22 protein-coding genes, 4 tRNA genes and 1 riboswitch are annotated in these 20818 nt (G+C 67.8%); of the genes, 24 read left to right on the top strand and 2 right to left on the bottom strand.

Features of this window, described 5'->3' with window-relative positions; genetic code table 11:
• Positions 1 to 27 precede the first annotated feature (27 nt).
• The 24 genes from rplM (at position 28) to APAU_RS09650 (ending at position 16705) form a co-directional block, all read left to right on the top strand.
• Positions 28 to 465 (top strand): 50S ribosomal protein L13, encoded by a 438-nt coding sequence (gene rplM / locus APAU_RS09765; protein ID WP_006301584.1) that lies wholly within the window; start codon positions 28 to 30, stop codon positions 463 to 465.
• A gap of 34 nt (positions 466 to 499) precedes the next feature.
• Positions 500 to 883, top strand: coding sequence for a 30S ribosomal protein S9 (gene rpsI, locus APAU_RS09760; protein ID WP_198004008.1), 384 nt, complete (start codon positions 500 to 502; stop codon positions 881 to 883).
• 382 nt (positions 884 to 1265) lie between these two features.
• Complete coding sequence (locus APAU_RS09755; RefSeq protein WP_006301582.1) at positions 1266 to 2216, top strand: magnesium transporter CorA family protein; 951 nt, start codon at positions 1266 to 1268, stop codon at positions 2214 to 2216.
• 124 nt (positions 2217 to 2340) lie between these two features.
• A complete protein-coding gene (locus APAU_RS12670; RefSeq protein ID WP_006301581.1) occupies positions 2341 to 2943 on the top strand; it encodes a TetR/AcrR family transcriptional regulator in 603 nt (200 codons plus the stop codon).
• A complete protein-coding gene (locus APAU_RS09745) occupies positions 2933 to 4324 on the top strand; it encodes a TolC family protein (RefSeq protein ID WP_006301580.1) in 1392 nt (463 codons plus the stop codon). Before APAU_RS12670 ends, APAU_RS09745 begins: the two co-directional genes overlap by 11 nt.
• Before the next feature lie 38 nt (positions 4325 to 4362).
• A tRNA-Thr gene (locus APAU_RS09740) sits at positions 4363 to 4438 on the top strand.
• A 19-nt stretch (positions 4439 to 4457) separates the two neighbouring features.
• Positions 4458 to 4543, top strand: a tRNA-Tyr gene (locus tag APAU_RS09735).
• Between the two features lie 10 nt (positions 4544 to 4553).
• Positions 4554 to 4629 (top strand) — tRNA-Thr (locus tag APAU_RS09730).
• A gap of 297 nt (positions 4630 to 4926) precedes the next feature.
• Entirely contained in the window at positions 4927 to 6120 is a 1194-nt protein-coding gene (tuf, locus tag APAU_RS09725; protein ID WP_006301283.1) for an elongation factor Tu, read from the top strand.
• Positions 6121 to 6202: 82 nt separating this feature from the next.
• Complete coding sequence (gene rpmG, locus APAU_RS09720) at positions 6203 to 6352, top strand: 50S ribosomal protein L33 (RefSeq protein WP_006301579.1); 150 nt, start codon at positions 6203 to 6205, stop codon at positions 6350 to 6352.
• A gap of 21 nt (positions 6353 to 6373) precedes the next feature.
• Positions 6374 to 6451 (top strand) — tRNA-Trp (locus tag APAU_RS09715).
• 34 nt (positions 6452 to 6485) lie between these two features.
• Entirely contained in the window at positions 6486 to 6668 is a 183-nt protein-coding gene (gene secE, locus APAU_RS09710) for a preprotein translocase subunit SecE (protein ID WP_040345058.1), read from the top strand.
• A 78-nt stretch (positions 6669 to 6746) separates the two neighbouring features.
• A complete protein-coding gene (gene nusG, locus APAU_RS09705; protein ID WP_006301577.1) occupies positions 6747 to 7292 on the top strand; it encodes a transcription termination/antitermination protein NusG in 546 nt (181 codons plus the stop codon).
• A 69-nt stretch (positions 7293 to 7361) separates the two neighbouring features.
• A complete protein-coding gene (gene rplK / locus APAU_RS09700) occupies positions 7362 to 7787 on the top strand; it encodes a 50S ribosomal protein L11 (RefSeq protein ID WP_006301576.1) in 426 nt (141 codons plus the stop codon).
• Between the two features lie 62 nt (positions 7788 to 7849).
• Complete coding sequence (gene rplA, locus APAU_RS09695) at positions 7850 to 8557, top strand: 50S ribosomal protein L1 (RefSeq protein WP_006301575.1); 708 nt, start codon at positions 7850 to 7852, stop codon at positions 8555 to 8557.
• 223 nt (positions 8558 to 8780) lie between these two features.
• Positions 8781 to 9311, top strand: coding sequence for a 50S ribosomal protein L10 (rplJ, locus tag APAU_RS09690; protein ID WP_006301574.1), 531 nt, complete (start codon positions 8781 to 8783; stop codon positions 9309 to 9311).
• Positions 9312 to 9368: 57 nt separating this feature from the next.
• On the top strand, positions 9369 to 9749 hold the full coding sequence (rplL, locus tag APAU_RS09685; protein ID WP_006301573.1) for a 50S ribosomal protein L7/L12: 381 nt from the start codon (positions 9369 to 9371) through the stop codon (positions 9747 to 9749).
• Positions 9750 to 9864: 115 nt separating this feature from the next.
• Positions 9865 to 10725, top strand: coding sequence for an amidohydrolase family protein (locus APAU_RS09680; protein WP_006301572.1), 861 nt, complete (start codon positions 9865 to 9867; stop codon positions 10723 to 10725).
• Between the two features lie 34 nt (positions 10726 to 10759).
• Positions 10760 to 10863: riboswitch (SAM riboswitch) on the top strand.
• 103 nt (positions 10864 to 10966) lie between these two features.
• On the top strand, positions 10967 to 12256 hold the full coding sequence (locus APAU_RS09675; RefSeq protein WP_006301571.1) for an O-acetylhomoserine aminocarboxypropyltransferase/cysteine synthase family protein: 1290 nt from the start codon (positions 10967 to 10969) through the stop codon (positions 12254 to 12256).
• An 11-nt stretch (positions 12257 to 12267) separates the two neighbouring features.
• Complete coding sequence (gene metX / locus APAU_RS09670) at positions 12268 to 13362, top strand: homoserine O-acetyltransferase MetX (RefSeq protein ID WP_006301570.1); 1095 nt, start codon at positions 12268 to 12270, stop codon at positions 13360 to 13362.
• A gap of 97 nt (positions 13363 to 13459) precedes the next feature.
• Positions 13460 to 13975, top strand: coding sequence for a GNAT family N-acetyltransferase (locus APAU_RS09665; protein ID WP_006301569.1), 516 nt, complete (start codon positions 13460 to 13462; stop codon positions 13973 to 13975).
• Positions 13976 to 14127: 152 nt separating this feature from the next.
• Complete coding sequence (locus tag APAU_RS09660) at positions 14128 to 14931, top strand: XdhC family protein (protein WP_040346023.1); 804 nt, start codon at positions 14128 to 14130, stop codon at positions 14929 to 14931.
• Between the two features lie 41 nt (positions 14932 to 14972).
• On the top strand, positions 14973 to 16100 hold the full coding sequence (locus APAU_RS09655; RefSeq protein ID WP_006301567.1) for a DVU_1551 family NTP transferase: 1128 nt from the start codon (positions 14973 to 14975) through the stop codon (positions 16098 to 16100).
• Positions 16097 to 16705, top strand: coding sequence for a histidine phosphatase family protein (locus APAU_RS09650; RefSeq protein WP_006301565.1), 609 nt, complete (start codon positions 16097 to 16099; stop codon positions 16703 to 16705). Before APAU_RS09655 ends, APAU_RS09650 begins: the two co-directional genes overlap by 4 nt.
• 70 nt (positions 16706 to 16775) lie before the next feature.
• Here the strand turns inward: APAU_RS09650 and APAU_RS09645 are convergent, their stop codons facing one another.
• Together APAU_RS09645 and APAU_RS09640 are read right to left on the bottom strand one after the other, a co-directional pair.
• Entirely contained in the window at positions 16776 to 18272 is a 1497-nt protein-coding gene (locus APAU_RS09645) for a DUF4139 domain-containing protein (RefSeq protein ID WP_006301563.1), read from the bottom strand.
• A complete protein-coding gene (locus APAU_RS09640; protein ID WP_006301561.1) occupies positions 18269 to 20683 on the bottom strand; it encodes a PAS domain S-box protein in 2415 nt (804 codons plus the stop codon). The genes APAU_RS09645 and APAU_RS09640 overlap by 4 nt, the downstream gene beginning before the upstream one ends.
• Positions 20684 to 20818: the final 135 nt, after the last annotated feature.

Below are 20818 nucleotides of genomic sequence, written 5' to 3'. Positions count from 1 at the left end.
GTCAGCAGTCACGAAGGAGGAGACCCCATGATCGGAATTCGCTCGTTCATGGCCAAAAAGGAACAGACCGAGCCCAAGTGGTACGTCATCGACGCCACGGACAAGCATCTTGGCCGGTTGGCGGCCCGGGTCGCCCTGGTCCTCACAGGCAAGCACCGTCCCACCTACACCCCCCATGTGGACACGGGGGATTTCGTCGTGATCATCAACGCCGAGAAGGTGGGCCTCACGGGAAACAAGCGCCAGCAGTCCGTGCTGCATCACTTCAGCGGCTATCCCGGCGGGCTCAAGACCACCACCTATGGAGAGGTGTTGGCTAAGCGCCCGGAACGGCTCGTGGAGCGGGTGGTCTGGGGCATGCTCCCCAAGACGCGCCTGGGGCGGGCCATGTACAAGAAGCTCAAGGTCTACGCTGGGCCGAACCACCCGCACGCCGCCCAGAAGCCCGAGACCCTGGAACTCTAGGAAAAGGGGGGAAATGAACGTGCAAGCTCCCGCGATGTATTTCTGGGGTACCGGTCGACGGAAGAACGCCGTGGCTCGGGTCCGGATCCGTCCCGGCGAGGGTACCATCCTCGTCAACAACCGGACCATCGAAGACTATCTGCCCCGGTTCTTCTGGAAGACCCAGGCCCTGGAGGCACTGAAGGTCGCCGGCGTGGAGGGCAAGGTGGACGTGCTGGTGCGCGCCCACGGCGGTGGCCTCACCGGCCAGGCCGGAGCCATCCGTCTGGGTTTGGCCCGGGCTCTGCTGAAGCTCAACCCGCAGTCCCGTCCCGCCCTGAAGAAGGCGGGCCTGCTCTGCCGGGATTCCCGCATGGTGGAGCGGAAGAAGTTCGGCCAGAAGGGTGCCCGCGCCCGGTTCCAGTACTCCAAGCGTTAGTCCGCAGGGCATCGAAGAACGAAAGCAGGGGCGCCCTCGGGCGCCCTTTTTTTGTCCCTTCCGGTTGACCGTCCTCTTCCCTGTGGCTAGACTTTCGCAGGGAAGAACCCATCCTCCCTTGGAAGGAGAGGACCCAATTCGAGATGGAAGGCAGTCCTAGTCCCAGTCCTCAAGGTCCTGAACCGGCGACCCTGAACTCCTGACCCTCCGGGTTCCCTCCCCTCGCGGCGGCGCCCGGCGGTCAGCCGGGCGTGGAAGAGCCGCATCCTTCCGCCCCAGATCGACATCACATCCAGATCATGACGGTGCCCCGTCCTCCGCGCTGCCGTGCCCCCCGGGCTCGGCTCCGGTGGGTGTGGCCCGCCCGAGGGGGGAATGAACCTTGCTCAAGATCGTAAGAAGCAGCGTCGACGGCTACCGGGAGCTGACCCCGGAGACCTGCGAGGCCGGGGTTTGGCTCAGCCTGGTGAACCCCACCCAGGAGGAGCTGGACACCGTCCGGGCCCTCACGGATGCCCCCATGGACCTCCTCAAGGCCGCCCTGGACCCGGAGGAGACCAGCCGCATCGAGGTGGAGGATCATCACCTTCTGGTGATCACCAACATCCCCAAGACCCGGGAGAAGAACAACTACGATACCCTCCCCCTGGGGATCATCCTTTCGGAGGGGCACATCGTCACGGTCTGCCTGGAGGAGAACGAGGTCCTGGGGGACTTCAACGTCCGCACCCGGAAGGCCTTCCACACCTTCAAGCGGACCCGTTTCCTGCTGCAGATGCTCTACAAGACCGCCACGCTGTACCTGAAGGACCTCCAGCAGATGAACCGGAGGACCGACGACATCGAACGGGATCTGCGCAAGTCCATGAAAAACAAGGAACTCTTCCAGCTTCTGGACCTGCAGAAGGGGCTCACGTACTTCACCTCCTCCCTTCGGTCCAACCGGGTGGTCATCGAGAAACTGCTGCGCCTCAGCGGCAACACGCAGCTCCACCACCTGATCAAGCTGCGGGAGGAGGACGAGGACCTCTTCGACGACGTGAAGATCGAGTACGACCAGGCCATCGAGATGGTCCAGATGCACGGGGAGATCCTGGCGGGCATGATGGACGCCTTCGCCTCCATCATCAGCAACAACCTGAACATGGTGATGAAGTTCCTGGCGGCGGCCACCATCATCATCGCCGTCCCCAACCTGGTGGCCAGCTTCTTCGGCATGAACGTCCCCGTCCCGTTCCAGAACCACCCCGCCGGGTTCCTCCTGGTGGTGACGGGAGCCCTCGTCCTGGCGGCGGGAAGCGGCCTGTACCTCTGGAAGAGGCGGATGTTCTAGCCTGCCCTTCCGAGCCGGCAGCGCAGGGGACCCTTCGGGGTCCTCCTTTTTTTGCGACGGCTTGACAGACCGGTCGGTATGTGGGATCGTGTGGCCGCACTGCAATCGACGGGGAGGTGAAGATGTGGCAGGCACGACGGACGCCCGGGAGCTGATCCTGGGGGAGGCGCGGGTCCAGTTCGCGGCGAAGGGGTACGACGGCACCAGCGTGGACGCCATCGTCCGGGCCGCCGGGGTCAGCAAGGGAGCCTTCTATTGGCATTTCGACAGCAAGTTCTCCCTGTTCCGCATGTTGCTGGAGGAGGAAATCCGCCAGGTGCGGGAGTTCTTCCTCATCTCGGAGGAGGAGCTGGCCCGGCCCCTGGAGACGCTGATGCGCAAGGGGGAGGAGTATCTGGAGAGGATGAGCGCCGACCGACAGTCCCACCTGCTGTGGCTGGAGCTGTGCGCCGGAGGCCACCGGGGGCGGGAGGAGATGATTGTTCTGGCCCGGGAACTCTTTGAGATGGTGCGCCGGGAGATCATGCCCCTGCTGGAGCGGGCCTTCCCCTCCCTGGGGAAGAGGTCGGGGATCCCCCGATCGGAGGATCTGGCCCTGCTGGTGGAGACCTTCTTCGACGGGATGGTGGCGAACCTCTCCCTGCGCACGGACCTGGAGACCAGCAAGGCCCTGTGGCGGCTGGCCATGAAGCGGATCATCGAAGGAGGCCCCAGCTATGCAGCGTAGAGCCTTGCCCCTCCTTCTGTGCCTGGGGGGGCTGTGCCTGGCGGTGCTGTTGCTGGGCCGGAACGCCTGGGCGGAGGAGCGGACCCTGTTGGACCTGCCCCGTCTGGAATCCCTGGCCCTCTCGGGGCACCCTCTGATCCAGGCCGCCCGAAGCCGTCAGGACCGGGCAGAGGCCAAGCTGGCGGAAGCCCGTTCGGCTTTCGGCCCCAAGCTGGACGCGGGAGTGGCGGGGGTCCGGGTGCAGGACGCCCCCCAGACCCTGGCCCTGGACCCGGTGACGGGGAAGGCGGTGGCGGTGGTCCCCCTGGGGTATCGGGAGACGTACAAGGCAGCCCTCACCCTGACCCAGGTGCTCTACTCCGGAGGGTCCCTGACGGCGAACCGCAAGGCGGCGGAGTTCGGCGTCCAGACCGCTGCAGCGGAGGGGGAGCGGACCGTCCAGACGGTGCTGCACCACGTTCGGGCGGCCTTCTACGCCCACCAGAGGGCCGCCGCCCGCAAGACGGTGGCGATCCAGGCCCTGGACCTGGCGAAGCAGCACCTTCTGAAGGTTCAGGCCTTCCACCGCGCCGGGGTGGTGGCGAAGAACGAGGTGCTTCGGGTGCAGGTGGCCGTGTCCAACGCGGAGCTGGATCTGATCCGGGCCAACAGCGCCGTGGCGCAGGCCTGGACGGCCTGCGAGCGGGCCGTGGGGGCCCCCCTGTCCCAGGACCGCTACGTCCTGCCGCCTCCGGAAGCCACCCCTCCCGTCTACGATGTGCCCGGAGACCCCGTCTCCCTGGCGGAGACCCGAAGACCGGAACTCAAGGGCCTCGCCTCGGCGCGCAACCAGGCCCTGCAGGTGGCGGAGGCCGCAGCGGGGCAGGGGCGCCCCCATCTGTCCTTCCAAGGGGAAGCCAACGTGACGGACAACGGGTTCTGGCCCACGGAGCAGGACGACTACCGCCTGGCCCTGAACCTCCAGTGGCGGTTCTTCGACTTCGGGGAGACGGAGGCGAAGGTTCGCCAGGGAAAGGCGGCGGCCCAGGAGCTTCTGCATCAGCTGGACGATCTGCGCATCCAAGTGCGCCAGGAGGTCATCGAGGCGACCCAGCGGCTGGAGGAGGGACGGGCCAGGGTGGAGGTGGCGCGTACCCAGGTGACCCTGGCGGAGGAAGACTACCGCATGGCCCTGAAGCGCTACGAGGCCCAGGTGGGCACCAACCTAGACGTGCTGGACGCCCGGGTGGCCCTGAACAACTCCCGCACCCAGCTGGTGGATGCGGTGTACGACACCGCCGGGGCCATCTCCAACCTGCGGTACGCCCTGGGGGAGCCGGTTCCCGAGGGGGAGAGGGTTCAGGAGAAGCGGGAGACCGGGGACGGCGCTTTTTCTCATTGACAACCCCGGAGCGCCCGATATAATAGCACTCGCGTCGTGCCGGCGTAGCTCAGCAGGTAGAGCAGCTGACTTGTAATCAGCAGGTCGGGGGTTCGAACCCTCTCGCCGGCTCCAAGGAACCAAGCGTTGACGTGGTGGGATGGCCGAGTGGTCAAAGGCAGCAGACTGTAAATCTGCCGGCTAGCGCCTACGAAGGTTCAAATCCTTCTCCCACCACCACTTCTTGGGGGCCGACTTAGCTCAGTAGGTAGAGCACATCCATGGTAAGGATGGGGTCTCCGGTTCGAGTCCGGAAGTCGGCTCCAGAACACAATCCGTCCCCGTACGGCCCCCTCCAGAGGGCTGACGGGGACGGGCTTTTTCTCCTTCCGGGCGTCCGATTCCCCCTACCCCAATCCCCCCCGATCCGGTAAGATGGACGGCGCCGACGGCTGCACCCCCTCTTGCAACGCATCCTGCAGCCGTTCCTGGGAGCTGGTTGCCCTTTTGGGCACGCCGGGCCTATGGTACAATCGCAAATGGGCGCCTGCGGGCGCTTCTTTGTGTCGTGGACACCAACCCCGAAGAGGGTTCATAACGTACATCAGGGAGGTACGCAGGAGATGGCGAAGGAGAAGTTCAACCGGTCGAAGCCGCATCTGAACATCGGGACCATCGGACACATCGACCACGGGAAGACGACGCTGACGGCGGCGATCACTCGTACGCTGGCGAAGAAGGGGTACGCGGACTTCACGCCGTTCGACATGATCGACAAGGCGCCGGAGGAGCGGGAGCGCGGGATCACCATCAACATCGCCCACGTGGAGTACCAGACGGACCATCGTCACTACGCGCACATCGACTGCCCGGGTCACGCGGACTACATCAAGAACATGATCACCGGGGCGGCGCAGATGGACGGAGCGATCCTGGTGGTGTCGGCGGCGGACGGTCCGATGCCTCAGACGCGGGAGCACGTTCTGTTGGCGCGCCAGGTGAACGTGCCTGCGCTGGTGGTGTTCATGAACAAATGCGACATGGTGGACGACCCGGAACTGCTGGACCTGGTGGAGATGGAGATCCGGGACCTGCTGAACAAGTACCAGTTCCCGGGAGACGAAATCCCCATCATCCGGGGATCTGCGCTGAAGGCCCTGGAGTGCGAGACGGAAGACGACTGGACGGCGAAGATCTGGGAACTGATGAACGCCTGCGACGACTACATCCCGGCTCCCACGCGGGAGACGGACAAGCCGTTCCTGATGCCCATCGAAGACGTCTTCACCATCACCGGCCGCGGCACCGTGGTGACGGGGCGAGTGGAGCGGGGGATCATCAAGCCGGGTGAAGAAGTGGAGATCGTGGGTATGAAGGACACCCAGAAGACCGTGGCCACCAGCCTGGAGATGTTCCGGAAGATCCTGGACGACGCCGAAGCGGGGGACAACGTGGGCGTGCTGCTTCGGGGGACAGGCAAGGACGACGTGGAGCGGGGCCAGGTTCTGGCGAAGCCCGGGAGCATCAAGCCGCACAAGCACTTCAAGGCGGAAGTGTACGTCCTGAAGAAGGAAGAGGGGGGCCGTCACACCCCGTTCTTCACGGGTTACAAGCCCCAGTTCTACTTCCGGACCACCGACGTGACGGGGGACATCAAGCTTCCGGAGGGCGTGGAGATGGTCATGCCGGGAGACAACAGCCAGTTCGAAGTTATGCTGATCGTGCCGGTGGCTCTGGAGCCGGGCCTTCGGTTCGCGGTGCGGGAAGGCGGCCGTACCGTGGGCGCCGGAGTCGTCACCGAAATCCTCGAGAAGTAGGCATCCCGTATCCGACGGCGCGGCCCGCGGGCTTCGCGGGCCGCGTCTCTTTGCCAATCCCAACGGTCTGGAGTGAAGTGACATGGCGGACATCATCGGGCTTCAATGCACCGAGTGCAAGCGGCGGAACTACGTGACCATGGTCAACAAGAAGAAGTCCCAGAAGAAGCTGGAAAAGAAGAAGTTCTGCAAGTGGTGCGGGAAGCACACCTTGCACAAGGAGACGAAATAGGGTAAAATCCCGTTTGCGTGCAGGTCCGTAGCTCGAACTGGTTAGAGCACCGCACTCCAAATGCGGGGGTTGAAGGTTCGAATCCTTCCGGGCCTGCCATTTTATTCGTTTCGATCATGGGGAGGCCAGCGTGGTGGAAAATGTTTCCAGCTTCCTTCGGGAAGCCAGAGCGGAGCTGAAGAAAGTCGCTTGGCCGACCAAGCAGCAAGTGTGGTACTCCACCCTCGTCGTCCTGTTCGTCACCTTCGCGGTCTCTGCCTACCTCGGCTTGGTCGACGTGGTTTTGACCGGCATCTTTTCCAAGATCATCCACTGACGGGGCCAGCCGCTTGAAGCGTCCTGTCACGACGATACGAACCTGGAGGTGAGGGGGCCCAAGGCCCCCTTTTGACTGATGAGCGAAAAAAACGAACGACGCTGGTTCATCGTACAGACCTATTCGGGCTACGAGAACAAGGTGAAGGCGAATCTGGATCAACGGATCGCCACCATGGGCATGGAGGAACGGGTCTTCCGGGTGTTGGTTCCCGTGGAGGAACGGGTCTACGTGAAGGATGGGAAGACCAAGCGGATGCGCCGCAAGGTGTTTCCCAGCTACGTCCTGGTGGAGATGATCCTGGACGACCAGTCCTGGTACGTGGTGCGCCACACCCCCGGCGTCACGGGTTTCGTGGGTTCCGGGAACCACCCGATCCCCCTCACGGAGAAGGAAGTCGCCGAGATCATGGGGAAGATCGGCAAGGATCAGGCCAAGCCGAAGATGGAGATCGCCTTCAAGATCGGCGATACCGTGCGGGTCAAGGCCGGTCCCTTCGAGGGTCAGGTGGGGCCCGTGGCGGAGATCGTCCCGGACAAGGGCAAGGTGAAGTTCACCATCACCGTCTTCGGACGGGAAACCCTGGTGGAGGCGGACCACACGGACCTGGAGAAGATCCTCTAGCATCGAACCATCGGCGGGCCGAAACGCCCGCCTTAAGCGCCATAGGCGTCTAAGGAGGTCACAGGATACATGGCAAAGAAAGTCGTGGGCGAAGTCAAGCTGCAGCTTCCCGCGGGGAAGGCCACTCCGGCTCCCCCGGTCGGGCCGGCCCTGGGGCAGCGGGGTGTCAACATCATGGAGTTCGTGAAGCAGTTCAACGCGAAGACCGCGGACCAGGCGGGGCTCATCATCCCCGTGGTCATCACGGTCTACGCGGACCGCAGCTTCACCTTCATCATGAAGACCCCTCCCGCCAGCGTCCTGATCAAGAAGGCCGTGAACGTGGAGAAGGGCTCCTCGGTCCCCAACAAGAACAAGGTGGCGAAGATCAACCGCAACCAGGTTCGGGAGATCGCACAGCTCAAGATGGTGGACCTCAACGCCAACGACGTGGAGGCCGCCATGCGGATGGTGGAGGGAACCGCCCGTTCCATGGGCGTCGAGGTGGTCGGCTAGCGCCGATCCCCCGCTGTGGGAGGGGCCGACCGGCTCCGTCTGACCACGAGGAGGTACGAAGGATGGCCAAGGTGAGCAAGCGTTTCAAGGGTATCCAGGAAAAGGTGGAGGATCGGCTCTACGGCTTCGGCGAGGGAGTGGCCCTGGCGAAGGAGCTGGCCACCGCGAAGTTCGACGAGAGCATCGAACTCCACGTCCGCCTCGGGGTGGACCCCCGCCACGCGGACCAGCAGGTCCGCAGCACCGTGGTCCTTCCCCACGGCACCGGCCGCACCAAGAGAGTGCTGGTCATCGCCGGGGGCGAGAAGGTCAAGGAGGCGGAGGACGCGGGAGCGGACTTCGTGGGCGGCGAGGACATGGTGGCGAAGATCGAGGGCGGCTGGCTCGACTTCGACGCGGTCATCGCCACTCCCGACGTCATGAAGGTCGTGGGGAAGCTGGGGAAGGTCCTCGGTCCCCGGGGCCTCATGCCCAGCGCCAAGACCAACACGGTCACCTTCGACGTGGCCGCCGCCATCGCGGAGATCAAGGCGGGGCGGGTGGAGTTCCGGGTGGACAAGACCGGGATCACCCACAACGCCGTGGGCAAGGCATCCTTCTCCAAGGAACAGCTGGAGGAGAACGCCGCGACCCTGCTTCGGGCGATCCTCAAGGCCCGGCCCTCCGCGGTGAAGGGGCAGTACGTGAAGAGCCTCACCGTGTCGTCCACCATGGGCGTCGGGATCTCCGTGGATCCCAACCTGGCCCAGAAGGAAGTCTCCGGGGAGTAACCTCCCTTTTCGAGACGCCGTTGCGGTCCTTTTGCGACGGCCCCATAGGTACCCAGGACTCAAGACAGCGGGGGCGCCCTCGGGCGCTTGAAATCCCACCCCGCCGAGGTCCGGAGAAAGCGGCGGCCTGGTCCGCCCCTTTACGGCGTGCGCCGACTCCCGGTCCTCATCCTGAGGCCGGGAGTCTTTTTTTCAAGCTGCCACGGGAGGAGGTGAAAACTACATGCCGACAGAAGCGAAAAGGGAAAAGATCGCGGAACTGGCGGAAATGCTGGGCAAGAGCGAAGCGGTGTTCATCTGCGAGTACCGGGGCCTGACGGTGAAGAAGGTCACGGATCTGCGTGCCCGGATCCGCAAGGCCGGAGGCGAGATGAAGGTGGCCAAGAACACCCTCATGCGCCTGGCCCTCCAGCAGGCGGGGCTTCCCACTGCGGACCCCTACGAGACGGGGCCCAACGCCTACACCCTCGTCTACGGGGACATCGCCGCCGTGGCCAAGGCCCTTCGGGACTATTCCAAGGAGAAGGGCAACGAGGCCCTGATCCTCAAGGGAGGAGTCATGGGCAAGGACCTCCTGAACAAGGAACAGGTTCTGGCCCTGGCGGATCTGCCCTCCCGGGACGTGCTCCTCGCCCAGGTGGTGGGCACCATCGCCGCGCCCCTGCGCAGCTTCGTCACGGTGCTCTCCGGGCCCGCCCGGGGTCTCGTCACCTGTCTGTCCCAGATCCAGGATAAGAAGGAAAAGGCCGCCTAAGCGGCCCCCCGTCCCCAAGGGGACCATCTTGCGAAGAACGCCTAAGGAGGAAATGTCATGACCCGCGAAGACCTGATCAAAGCGATCGAAGAGATGTCCGTCCTGGAGCTGTCCCAGCTCGTGAAGGACCTGGAGGAGAAGTTCGGCGTGTCCGCCGCCGCCCCCGCCATGGCCATGCCCATGATGGCCATGGGAGCCGCCGCTCCCGCAGCCGCGGAGGAGGAGAAGACGGAGTTCGACGTGGTGCTGGTGGATCACGGCGCGAACAAGATCAACGTCATCAAGGTGGTCCGCGAGATCACCGGCCTGGGCCTGAAGGAAGCGAAGGACCTGGTGGACACCCCCCCGAAGCCCGTGAAGGAGGCCGTCGCCAAGGAAGAGGCCGAGGAGATGAAGAAGAAGCTCGAAGAGGCGGGAGCGAAGATCGAACTGAAGTAGCCCTTTCCCTTCCCTGGGAACCTCGACGGGGGCCGCGCTGGTCGCGGCCCCCGTTTTTTGGTATAACGAACAAAACATCGTGTGCCGAACACGTGGGTTCGAAGGGAGGTTTTTCATGATCATCGACAGCCACGTCCACATCTACCCCCCCGAGGTGGTCCGAGACGCGGAATCCATCGGGGAGAGGGAACCCTACTTCCGCAAACTTACCTCCTCCCCGGTGCACCGCTGGGGTACCGCGGAGGACCTGCTGGCCCGCATGGACGCCGACGGGGTGGACCAGTCCTGGGCCTGCGGCTTCGCCTTCGCAGACCTGGGGCTGTGCCGTCTCTGCAACGATTATGTCCTGGAGGCCGCCGAGCGATCCGGGGGGCGCCTGCGCCCCCTGGCGGTGGTCCCTCCCCTGGCTCGGGGGGCGATGGGGGAGATCGAGCGGGCCGCCTCCCGGGGGGCCATCGGGGTGGGGGAACTCTTTCCCCAGGGACAGGGCTTCGACCTGACGGACCCGCGCCAGACCTGGCGTCTCGCCGGGGTCTGCCACGAGGGAGGGTTGTTTGCCCTGGTGCACACCGCCGAACCGGTGGGACACGACTACCCCGGCAAAGGGGACGTGGGCCCCCGGGAGGCCGCCGCCTTCTGCGAGCACCACCCGGAGACGCCCGTGGTGTTCGCCCACTTCGGCGGGGGGCTGTGGCTCTACGAGCAGATGCCGGAGATGCGCCGCATCCTCTCCAACGCCTGGTACGACACCGCCGCCGCCCCGTTTCTCTACCGCCCGGGGGTCTTCGACGCCCTCTTCGCCTCCGGGGTGGGGGGCAAGCTCCTCTACGGCAGCGACTTCCCCCTGCTGGGCCTGCCCCGGTACCGCCGCCTCCTGGAGGGCTCCCGCCTGGGGGAGGAGGACCGGGCCCGTCTGCTGGGAGGCAACGCCCAGCGCCTTCTCGGGAGCTTGACAGTCCCCCTGCCCTGTTCGTAGAATCGCTGGCAACGCAACCCACAATCGAATACGGCTCTTATCCAGAGTGGCTGAGGGACTGGCCCGATGAAGCCCGGCAACCTGCCCGCAAGGGGCGTGGTGCCAACACCTGCGGTCGAGACGACCGATTGATAAGAGAGGCAAGGTCTGGCGAACCCCCTTCCTCTCGGTGGGGGGTTCTTTCGTGTCCTCCCTCCGACCCGTGTCCTTGTGGAACCATCCAAACGGGAGGTGCACCTCCATGACGAATCGGACCAAGCAGGGCCTGGCCACGCGGGCGCTCCACGCGGGCTGGCGCAGCGATCCCGCCACGGGGGCCTTCGGGCTGCCCATCTACCTCACCGCGGCCTACCAGTTCCGGGACAGCGAACACGCCGTGCGCCTCTTCGAGCTGGAGGAGGAGGGGCACCTCTACTCCCGCCTCTCCAACCCCACCGTGGCGGCCTACGAGGCGGCGGTGGCGGATCTGGAGGGAGGAGTGGGGGCCCTGGCCACCTCTTCCGGCCAGGCGGCCTTCACCCATCTCCTGGCGGCCCTGTGCAGCGCCGGGGATCATCTGGTGGTCTCCCGGAAGCTCTACGGGGGGACCCTCACCCTGGTGAAGAACACCTTCGCCCGGTTCGGGGTGACCCACACCCTGGTGGACACGGACGAACCCGATCAGGTGGAGGGCGCCTGCACCCCCGCCACCCGGGCGATCCTCACGGAGACCGTGGGCAACCCGGCCCTCAACGTGGCTCCCCTGGAGGAGCTGGGGCGGATCGCCCGGGCCCGGGACGCCGTGCTGGTGGTGGACAACACCTTCCCCACCCCCTGCCTCTGCCGTCCCATCGAGTGGGGGGCCCACGTGGTGGTCCACTCCACCACCAAGTTCCTCTCCGGCCAGGGCAACGTCATCGGCGGCATGGTGGTGGACGGGGGCACCATGGACTGGAAGGCATCGGGGCGCTGGCCCCTCCTGACCCAGCCGGACCCCAGCTACCACGGGGTGGTCTTCTCCGACCGGTTCGGCCCCGCCGCCCTGGCGGCGAAGCTGCGGGCCACCCTCCTGCGGGACCTGGGGGGCACCCCCTCGGCCTTCGACTCCTATCTGCTCCGCCAGAGCCTGGGCACCCTGCCCCTGCGCATGGCCCGGCACAGCGAGAACGCCCTGACCGTGGCCCGGTACCTCCAGGACCACCGGCAGATCGACTGGGTCCGGTACCCCGGCCTGGACTCCCACCCCCAGAGGGAGCGGGCGAAGCGCTACCTTCCCGACGGGTGCGGGGGCATGGTGGCCTGCGGCATCCGGGGGGGCGTGGAGGCGGGACGGCGGTTCCTGGACGCCCTGGAACTCTTCGGCCACATGGCCAACCTGGGAGACTCCCGGAGCCTGGCCATCCACCCCGCCAGCACCACCCACTCCCAGCTCACCCGGGAGGAGCGCCTCGCCGGGGGCATCGAGGACGGCCTCATCCGCCTGAGCGTCGGGCTGGAAGACCCCCGGGACCTGGTGGAGGACCTGGACCGGGCCTTCTCCGCCGCCCGGTAGGAGGGAGTCCCTTGCCGGAGCGCCTCGGCCGCCTCGTCCTGCCCGAACTGACCCTGGATTCCGGGAAGACCCTGGCCCCCCTGGAGCTGGCCTACTCCGTCAACGGAGACCCCGCCCCGGACGGTTCCAACGTGGTTCTGGTGGTCCACGCCCTCACGGGAAGCCACCATCTGGTGGGACCCGACGTGCCGGGTCTCCCCGGGGCCTGGTGGGACACCATGGTGGGGCCGGGAAAGGCCCTGGACACGGACCGCCACTGCGTGGTGGCCTTCAACAACCTGTGCAGCCCCTACGGAAGCACCGCCCCCTGCACCCCCGACCCCGCCACGGGATGCCCCCGGGCCATGGCCTTTCCCGTGGTCTCCTGTCGGGACATGGCCCGGGCCCAGGCCCTGGGGCTGGAGGCCCTGGGCATCCCCCGCCTGGGGGCAGTGGTGGGGGGCTCCCTAGGGGGGATGATCGCCCTGGAGTGGGCCGCCCAGTTCCCCGAGAGGGTGGACCGGTGCGCCGTCATCGCCGCCCCCGCCCGGGTCTACCCCCAGGCCATCGCCTACAACGAGGTGCAGCGCCAGGCCATCCTGGCGGATCCGGACTGGCGGGAGGGGAACTACGCCCCCGGCCCCGGCCCCGTGCGCGGGCTGTCCAACGCCCGGATGCTGGCCATGATCACCTACCGAAGCGAACGGTCCTTCTCCAGCCGCTGGATGCGCGACGTGGCCCGGGGCAACCCCCACGAGTGGGACGGGCAGTTCCAGGTGGAGAGCTACCTCCACCACCACGGGGCGGAGCTGGTGCGGCGCTTCGACGCCAACTGCTACCTCTACCTCACCCGGGCCATGGACCTCCATGACTTGGCGGCGGGGCGGGGGGACCCCGTGGAGGCCCTTCGGGGTTTCCGGGGCAAGCCCCTCCTGGCGGTGGGCATCGCCAGCGACCTCCTCTTCCCCAACTGGCAGGTGGAGGAGGTTGCCCGTCTGGCATCCTCCGCCGGGGCCGAGGGGGCCTACGAGGAGATCGAAAGCGATAACGGACACGACTCCTTCCTCATCGACTTCGACCAGCTGGACGAGATCCTCCGGGGTTTCTGGCTCCGCACCGGATTCTGAGAAAGGGGGCCTCTGCCGGCCGTCTTGCCTCCCTGCCAGAAGAAGGAGTAATCTCCCGTTAGCAAGGCGATTCGTCGACGAAACGGGGGAGAGGAGCATGCAGGTGAGTGACGAAACCGGAGGGGCCTTTTCAATTCGCCCCGCGTCCCGGGAGGAGGTCCCCCTGATCCTGGGCTTCATCCGGGAGCTGGCGGAGTACGAGACCCTGGGGGACGAGGTGGAGGCCACGGAGGCCCTGCTGGAAGAGCACCTCTTCGGCCCGCGGCCCTGCGCCGAGGTCCTTTTCGCCTGTTGGGACGGGCAACCCGTGGGCTTCGCCCTGTACTTCTGGAACTTCTCCACCTTCACCGGACGCCCGGGTCTCTATCTGGAGGACCTGTACGTGCGTCCCCCCTACCGGGGACGAGGCATCGGCAAGGCCCTCCTGGCGCACCTGGCCGCCCTGACGGCAGGGCGCAAGGGGGGGCGGTTCGAATGGGGGGTCCTGGTCTGGAACACCCCCGCCCGGGAGTTCTACGCCTCCATGGGAGCGTGCCCCCAGGACCGGTTCCTCCTCCAACGGATGGAGGGGGAAGCCCTGCTTCGCCTCGCCCGGGCCGCCACGACCCTCTAGCCCCGACTCCCCTCCCACGCCCCGATGGGATCCCGCAGTTCCCCCAAACCCCCAGGAAGATGCCCGGCGGTTCGCGATTCCCTGCCCCGGGGGGCTAGAATCGTACCGACGGCGGACCGCCGGAACGAGACGGCACGAAGGAGGGCTTGGTGGTGGATCGAAGGCTGCTGGAGGTGGTGCACCGGGAGTTGGACGGGGGGCGCTACGGGGTGCTCTCCACGGTGGTGGACGAGCAGGGATCCTCCCCCCGAAGCCGGGGGGCCTCCATGTGGGTGCGCCCCGACGGGTCCATCGAGGGGACCGTGGGGGGGGGACTGCTGGAGCACGAGACCATCCGGGAGGCCCTGGCCCTGCTGGATTCCGGAGGGGGATCCAAGCTGTTCTCCAAGGCCCTGGACGCCTCCCAGGCGGGGGAGGAGGGGATGGTCTGCGGGGGCAGCGTGCGGGTCTACCTGGAGGTGCTGGGACAGGACGACGAGCTGCTGGTCTTCGGAGGGGGGCACGTGGGACGGGCCCTGGCCCAGGCGGCGGCCTTCGCGGGGTTCGCCGTGACGGTGTGGGACGATCGGGAGGAGTTTGCCAACCCGGAGCGCATCCCCTGGGGGCGTACCGTGGCCTTGCCCCTGGAGGAGTTCGCTCGGGAGCTGTCCACCCACGGGCGCACCTATGCGGTGGTGGCCACCCGGGGACACGCCCTGGACGGGGAGGCCCTGGCCCTGCTGGACGGCCGCCCCGCGGCCTACGTGGGCATGATCGGTTCCCGGAGCAAGATCGCCGCGGTGCGGGCGGCGCTGCTGGCCCGAGGGGTCTCCCAGGCCCACCTGGACCGGGTGCGCCAGCCCGTGGGGCTGCCCATCAAGGCGGAGACGCCGGAGGAGATCGCCCTGTCGGTGATGGCGGAGGTGGTGGCGGTTCGCCGGGGGGCGGATCTGGAGTCCCTGCGCCGGGGCTGGTAGCCCCGAAGGGAAGGACGGCACGAAGGGAGCTGGGAGCGTTCATGGGCAAAGCGACGCGGTCTCGGGTGGCGGGGCTGGTGGTGGCGGCGGGGTACTCCAGCCGCATGGGAACCTCCAAGCCCCTGCTGCCCCTGGGGGATACCACGGTGCTGGGGCAGGTTCTGCGCCGTCTCCGCGGGGGGGGCGCCTCCCCGCTCCTGGTGGTGACGGGCCACCGGGGGGAGGAGGTGGCGGAGGAGGCCCGGCGGCACGGGGCGGTGCCGGTGCCCAACCCGGACTACCCCGAGGGGATGTTCAGCTCCATCCGGACGGGGGTGCTGGCCCTGGAGGAGCTGGATCTGCGGGGAGCGGTGCTCCTTCCCGTGGACGTCCCCCTGGTGAAGCCTCGAACCGTGGCGGCCCTCCTGGATCGTTTCCGGGAGGAGGGGGAGGACTCCTGGGATGCCTGGATCCCCACCTTTCAGGGACTCCGGGGGCACCCGCCCCTGCTCTCCCGCCGCCTCTTCGGTCCCCTGGTGGGCTATCGGGGGGAGGGGGGGCTGCGGGCCCTTCTGGTCCAGAGGGGGGATCGGGTACGGGAGGTTCCCGTGGCGGATCGGGGGGTGCTGCGGGACATGGATACCCCGGAGGCCTACGGGGAAGTTCGGGGGCTGCTGGTCCGGGAAGGGGTGCCGGACCGGGAGGAGTGCGAGGCCCTGCTGGCCCTGGAGGGGACCCCGGAGCGGGTGGCGCGTCACGCCCGGGAGGTCTGCCGTGTGGCCCTGGCCCTGGGACGGGCCCTGGAGGACCGGATGGTCCTGGACCTGGACCTCCTCCAGGCGGGGGCGCTGCTCCACGATCTGGCGAAGGGACAGCCCCGTCACGAGGCCCAGGGGGCCCGAAGGCTCCGCCGCCTGGGGTATCGGGATCTGGCTGCCCTGGTGGGGTCCCACAAGGACCTCCCCTCCCGCACCCGGACCCCCGAGGCGGAGCTGCTCTACCTGGCGGACAAACTGGTGGACGGGGAGCGCCTCTCCACCCTGGAGGCCCGGATGGAGCGGATGCGCCAGCGTTTCCGGGAGGACCCGGAGGCGTGGAAGGCCGCCCGAACCCGCATCCGCCGGGCCAAGGGCATCCAGGAGCGGGTGGAGGCTCTGCTGCGTCGGGACGTGGGGGAGGTGGCGTCGTGATCCCCTTGGAGGGACGGGTCTTCCTGGCCCGCCACGGTCGCCCGGACTTCCCGGACCGGCGGGCCTACCTGCTGGGCTGGACGGACCTGCCCCTGTCCCGGGAGGGGAAGGAGCAGGCCCGGGAGCTGGGGACTGCCCTGGGGGGGATCCCCTTCCGACGGGTCTGGTGCAGCGACCTGCTCCGGACCCGCCAGACCGCGGAGCTTCTGGGGGTGGAGGCCCAGCCCCGGAAGGAGCTGCGGGAGATCTTCCTGGGGGAGTGGGACGGCCTGCCGGTGGAGGAGGTGGCGGCCCGGGAGCCCGAGGCCTTCGCCGCCCGGGGGGCGGACTTCGCGGGGTTTCGTCCCCCCGGGGGGGAGAGCTTCGGAGACCTGCAGGCCCGGGCGGTGGCCGCCTTCGAGGTTCTCATGGAAGAGGCGGAGGAGGGGCCGGTGCTGCTGGTGGGGCACACGGGGTTCTTCTGGACCCTGGTGAGCCGCTACGCCGACGTGCCCCTGGACCGGTTCGGCCGCTTCCCCCAGGGCTACTGCGGGGTCCACGTGCTGCGCCGAGGCAAGGCCGGGTTCGCCCCGGAGCGGCTCAACTGGGTCCCCCGGATCGGCTGAAGGGCTTCTCGGGGAGAAAAAAAGCGAGGCGGGGCCCCGAGGGGTCCCGCCTCGAACCGTTCCGGGGCCTTCAGCGGAAGGCCAGCTCCGTGTTCTCGGGGTGCCGCAGGAGGAGTTCCATTTTGAGGACCCGCTCCTCCCCCGGGGCGAGGCGCAGCTTCCAGGTCACCACGCCGGTCCTTCTGTCCGTGTCGTCCGGCTTGGGGGAGGGAGTGGCCTCCACCCGGATCCGGTCGGTGGCGCTTCGGGGGATCCGGTCCTCCACCGTCACGTCCATGGGCTTGTCCAGGCTGTTGCGCACCCGCAGGGAATAGCCTCCCGTCCAGGTCCAGGTTCCCCCGGACCGGGACGTCCGAGGGATCTCCTCCCGGCGGTCCGCCGTCACCCCCGGCACCCGGCCGAAGGGCAGGGTCAGCTCCTCCCCCTTCGCCGTGGGGGGCAGGGATGCCTTGCCCGTGGGCAGGCCGTTCACGGAGAGGCTCGTCTCTCCCCCCAGGAGGGGCCGGGGGAGAGGGGAGGTGCGCACGGTCATCCAGGCCTCCCGGTCCAGGGCGGGAACCGCCCGGACTTCCACGTTCCCCGCCAGGTCGAAGGTTCCCCCCGCGAGCTGTACCGGGTTGCCCGTGCCGGGGACGAGGCCCTGGGTGCGGAAGGAGAGATCCGTCTCCGAGAGGGCGAAGTTCGCCTCCGGGGCCGGGGCTCCCCCGGCGTAGAGGGCCATCTTGGCCATGCCCCGATCCAGACGCTCCGGTCGGGCCAGGTCCACCACCCAGGGGTTCAGATCCGGCAGGCCGTGGCGGTCCGAGGGGGAGGCGGTGTGGCACACCAAGGTGCCCTTCCAGTCCAGGCCGCTCTTCTGGCGCACCTCCAGGAACTCCTCCAGGCGAACCTTCCCGGTGGCGGTGTCCACCGAGGCCCGATAGGTGGGGCGCCAAGAGGCGTCCTGCACCGTCCCGGCCACCCGAGCGGTGCCCCTTCCGGAGGTGCGGAGGCGGATCTGGAGGAACCGCTCCGGGTCCGGGGGAAGCTGGGCCTGGAGCTGGTCCTGGAGAAACCGCAGGTCCCGCCCCAGGGCGTCCCTCTGCCCCTCCAGGGCGCGGATCTCCGTCTCCAGGCGGGTCCGGGCCGCCTCACGGGAGGCCAGCCGGGCCGCAAGCTCCCGGGCGGTGGCAGGGCGGCAGCTCTCGTAGTCCCGACGGCTCTGGAGCTTCGCCGCCAGGCGGGCTTCCACCCCCGTCAGGCGCCCCGAGAGGGCGCCGATGCGGGCGGCCAGCTCCGAAGCGGAGGGAGGAACCCAACCGCCCCTCCGGACCGGCTGGGTTTCCAACCCCAGGAGGGAGGTCCCCTCCACGGAGACCTCCAGGGTTGCGGGGTCGAAGGTGCCGGGGATCTCCAGGGTGGTCTCTCCCGTCACGGGGATCCGGAAGACCGCCTGGGCTCCCCGGGGGTAGAGGTGCGCCTCCTCCGGGGAAGGGGCGGCGGCTCCGGAGGGAGCGGCCGCAAGTCCCAGGAGCAGGGCGGCAAGCAGGGCACATCGACGGGTGCGGGGACCGTTTCGGGGGGTCAAGGCGCATCGCCTCCTTCTGGGGGGATATCGGCGGAAACCAGGGGCAGCAGGAGGCGGACCCGGGTGCCCGCCCCGGGACGGGACAGGACCTCCACGGTCCCCCGGTAGTGGATCGCCAGGCCGTGGACCACCGAGAGCCCCAGGCCCGTCCCCTGCCCCGCCTCCCGGGTGGAGAAGAAGGGCTCGAAGGCCCGGCTGCGCACCTCCTCGGACATGCCGCACCCCTCGTCCTCCACGGAGAGAATCCCGTGGGGGCCCAGCCCCAGGCCCGGGTGGAGGGCCGCCAGGGTGGGGTCCACCTCCACCCGCTCCAGGCGGATGCGGATGGTGCCCTGGGTGCCCGTGGCCCAGAGGGCGTTGGACCACAGGTGGAGGAGGATCTGTCGCAGATGGGCGGGGTCCGCCGCCAGAGGGAAGGGTTCCTTCCCCAGGAGGATCTCCACCCGCACCTCCGGGGGCAGTCCGTCCTGGAGGAAGGAGACGTGGTCCTCCAGGAACCGCCTCCAGTCCAGCCTCGGGTGGTCTTCCCGGGAGGGGCGGCTGGTGAGGAGGAGCTTGCGCACCAGGTTGCGTGCCCGCTTGGTGCCCTCCAGGATGCGGGAGAAACAGAAGGCCGGGTCCTGGTGCCCCGAAGCCCCCATCTCTGCGTAGCCCTGCAGGGGGGCCAGGAGGTTGTTCAGCTCGTGTCCCATCCCCTCCGCCAGGGTCCCCAGGGCCTGCATCTTCTGGCTCTGGAGCAGGTCCCCCCGGAGCCGGAGGATGGGGGTCAGGTCCCGAAGGATCACCAGGAGGGCCTCCTCCCCGTCGGGAAGGGCGATGCGTTTGCCCGTGGTCTGGACGGGGATGGGACGGTTCTGGCGGTTCAGCACGAACAGCTCCCGGGGGGAGGCGTTTCCCTTCAAGGGAAGGAGATCCCGCAGGGCCAGGGGGCCCTCCGGTCCCGTGGCGGTGGGGAGCAGGCGCAGCGGGGTGCCCACAAGCCCCCGTTCCGGGTAGCCCAACAGGCGCTCCGCCTCCCGGTTGGCCTCCCGGATCTGGTCCGTCTTCTCGTCCACCACCAAAAAGGCGTCCAACGCCCCCTCGAAGAGGGTCCGGTAGCGAGCCTCCGAGCGCTCCTGCCTCTGTCGGATCTTCATCCGGTCCGTGACGTCCTGGGCCACCCCGGTGACCCGCAGGGGCTTGCCCTCCTCGTCCCTCTGGCTGACAAACCCTCGGGACCAGACCCAGCGGTCCTCCCCCAGGGCGCAGCGGTAGACCTGGTCGATCCGGGAGAGGTCCTTCTTCTGGAAGAGGTTCTGGTAGGTCTCCTCCAGGCCGGGCAGGTCGTCGGGGTGCACCATCCCCACCAGCTGCTCCAGGGGGTAGCCTTCCGGGTTCTCCGGCAGGTCCGTCCCGAAAGGGTGGGGGGTGAGGTGGACCCGCCCCGTGGGGATGTCCCAGTCCCAGGCCAGGATCTCCCCCCCCTCCAGGGCCAGCTTGAGGCGCTTTTCGCTCTCCGCCAGGGCCTCTTCCATGTGTCGTTCCCGGGTCACATCCCGGCCGCACCCCACCGTGCCCAGCAGGTTGCCCTGGTCGTCGAAGAAGGGGGCCTTGTGCACGTCCAGGTAGAGGAACTCCCCCTTCACGTTGCCCCACTCGTCGAACCGGGAGGGGGCCATGGCCTCCAGGGTGAGGGTGTCCGAGTCCCGACAGATCTCCCCGAAGGTGTGCCACCCCGGGTCCTCCGGGTGGGCCGCCCGCTCCCGAAGGGCGAAGTGGAGGTCCGTCTTTCCCAGGGGTTCCTCCGTGTCCTTGGCGTTGAGCAGCATCTTCGCCTGGGCCCGGTTCACGAAGAGGAACCGTTTCTGGAGGTCCTTGGCCCAGAGCAGGTCCGGGACGTTGTCGCAGAGGGAGCGAAGCAGGGTGGAGACCTCCCGGTGGCGTCGTTCGCTTTCCCGGAGGGCCTGTTCGTAGCGCCAACGGGGGGTGACGTTGATGAGGAGGATCATGCCGCAGAGTACGGCGCCCTCTTGGTTGCGCAGGGGGGCGCTTCGAAGGCTTAAGGCCAGGGTTTCCCCCTTCCGGGAGGGGAGGGTGAAGGACAGGGGGCCCGTCGTTCCCTCCCGGAAGTCCCGGGGGATCGCCTTCTCCGGGACCAGGGGGGTCCCATCCAGGGTGGCGAGGGGTTCCCATCCATGGGGAAAGACCCGGTCCAGCAGGTCCTCCGGGGCCGCGGCCAGGAGGGACAGGGCCTCCCGGTTGGCGAAGACCGTGCGCCCGTCCTCCTGGTCCGTCAGGAGCAACGCCAGGGGGAACCCCTCGAAGAGGGGAAGGTGGGCGGACAGGAAGGCGGCGCGGTCCTCGGAGGAGGCGAAACCCTCGCGTGGGGGCGAGGAGGAAGGACGACAAGGACCGGGGTCGTTTCGTTCCATGGTCGAACCTCATTTCCGGACTGGCGTTCGGTGTTTACGAAGGTGCTACACTGGCGTCGAGCGGGTTGGCGTTATTATAGGCGGAAAGGGTGGTTGCGCAAACCTTTGCGCCATAGAATCCACCGAAACCGGTTC

The organism is Aminomonas paucivorans DSM 12260, assembly GCF_000165795.1.
GTDB classification, from domain to species: domain Bacteria; phylum Synergistota; class Synergistia; order Synergistales; family Synergistaceae; genus Aminomonas; species Aminomonas paucivorans.
This window is presented reverse-complemented; position numbering and strand designations above follow the sequence as displayed.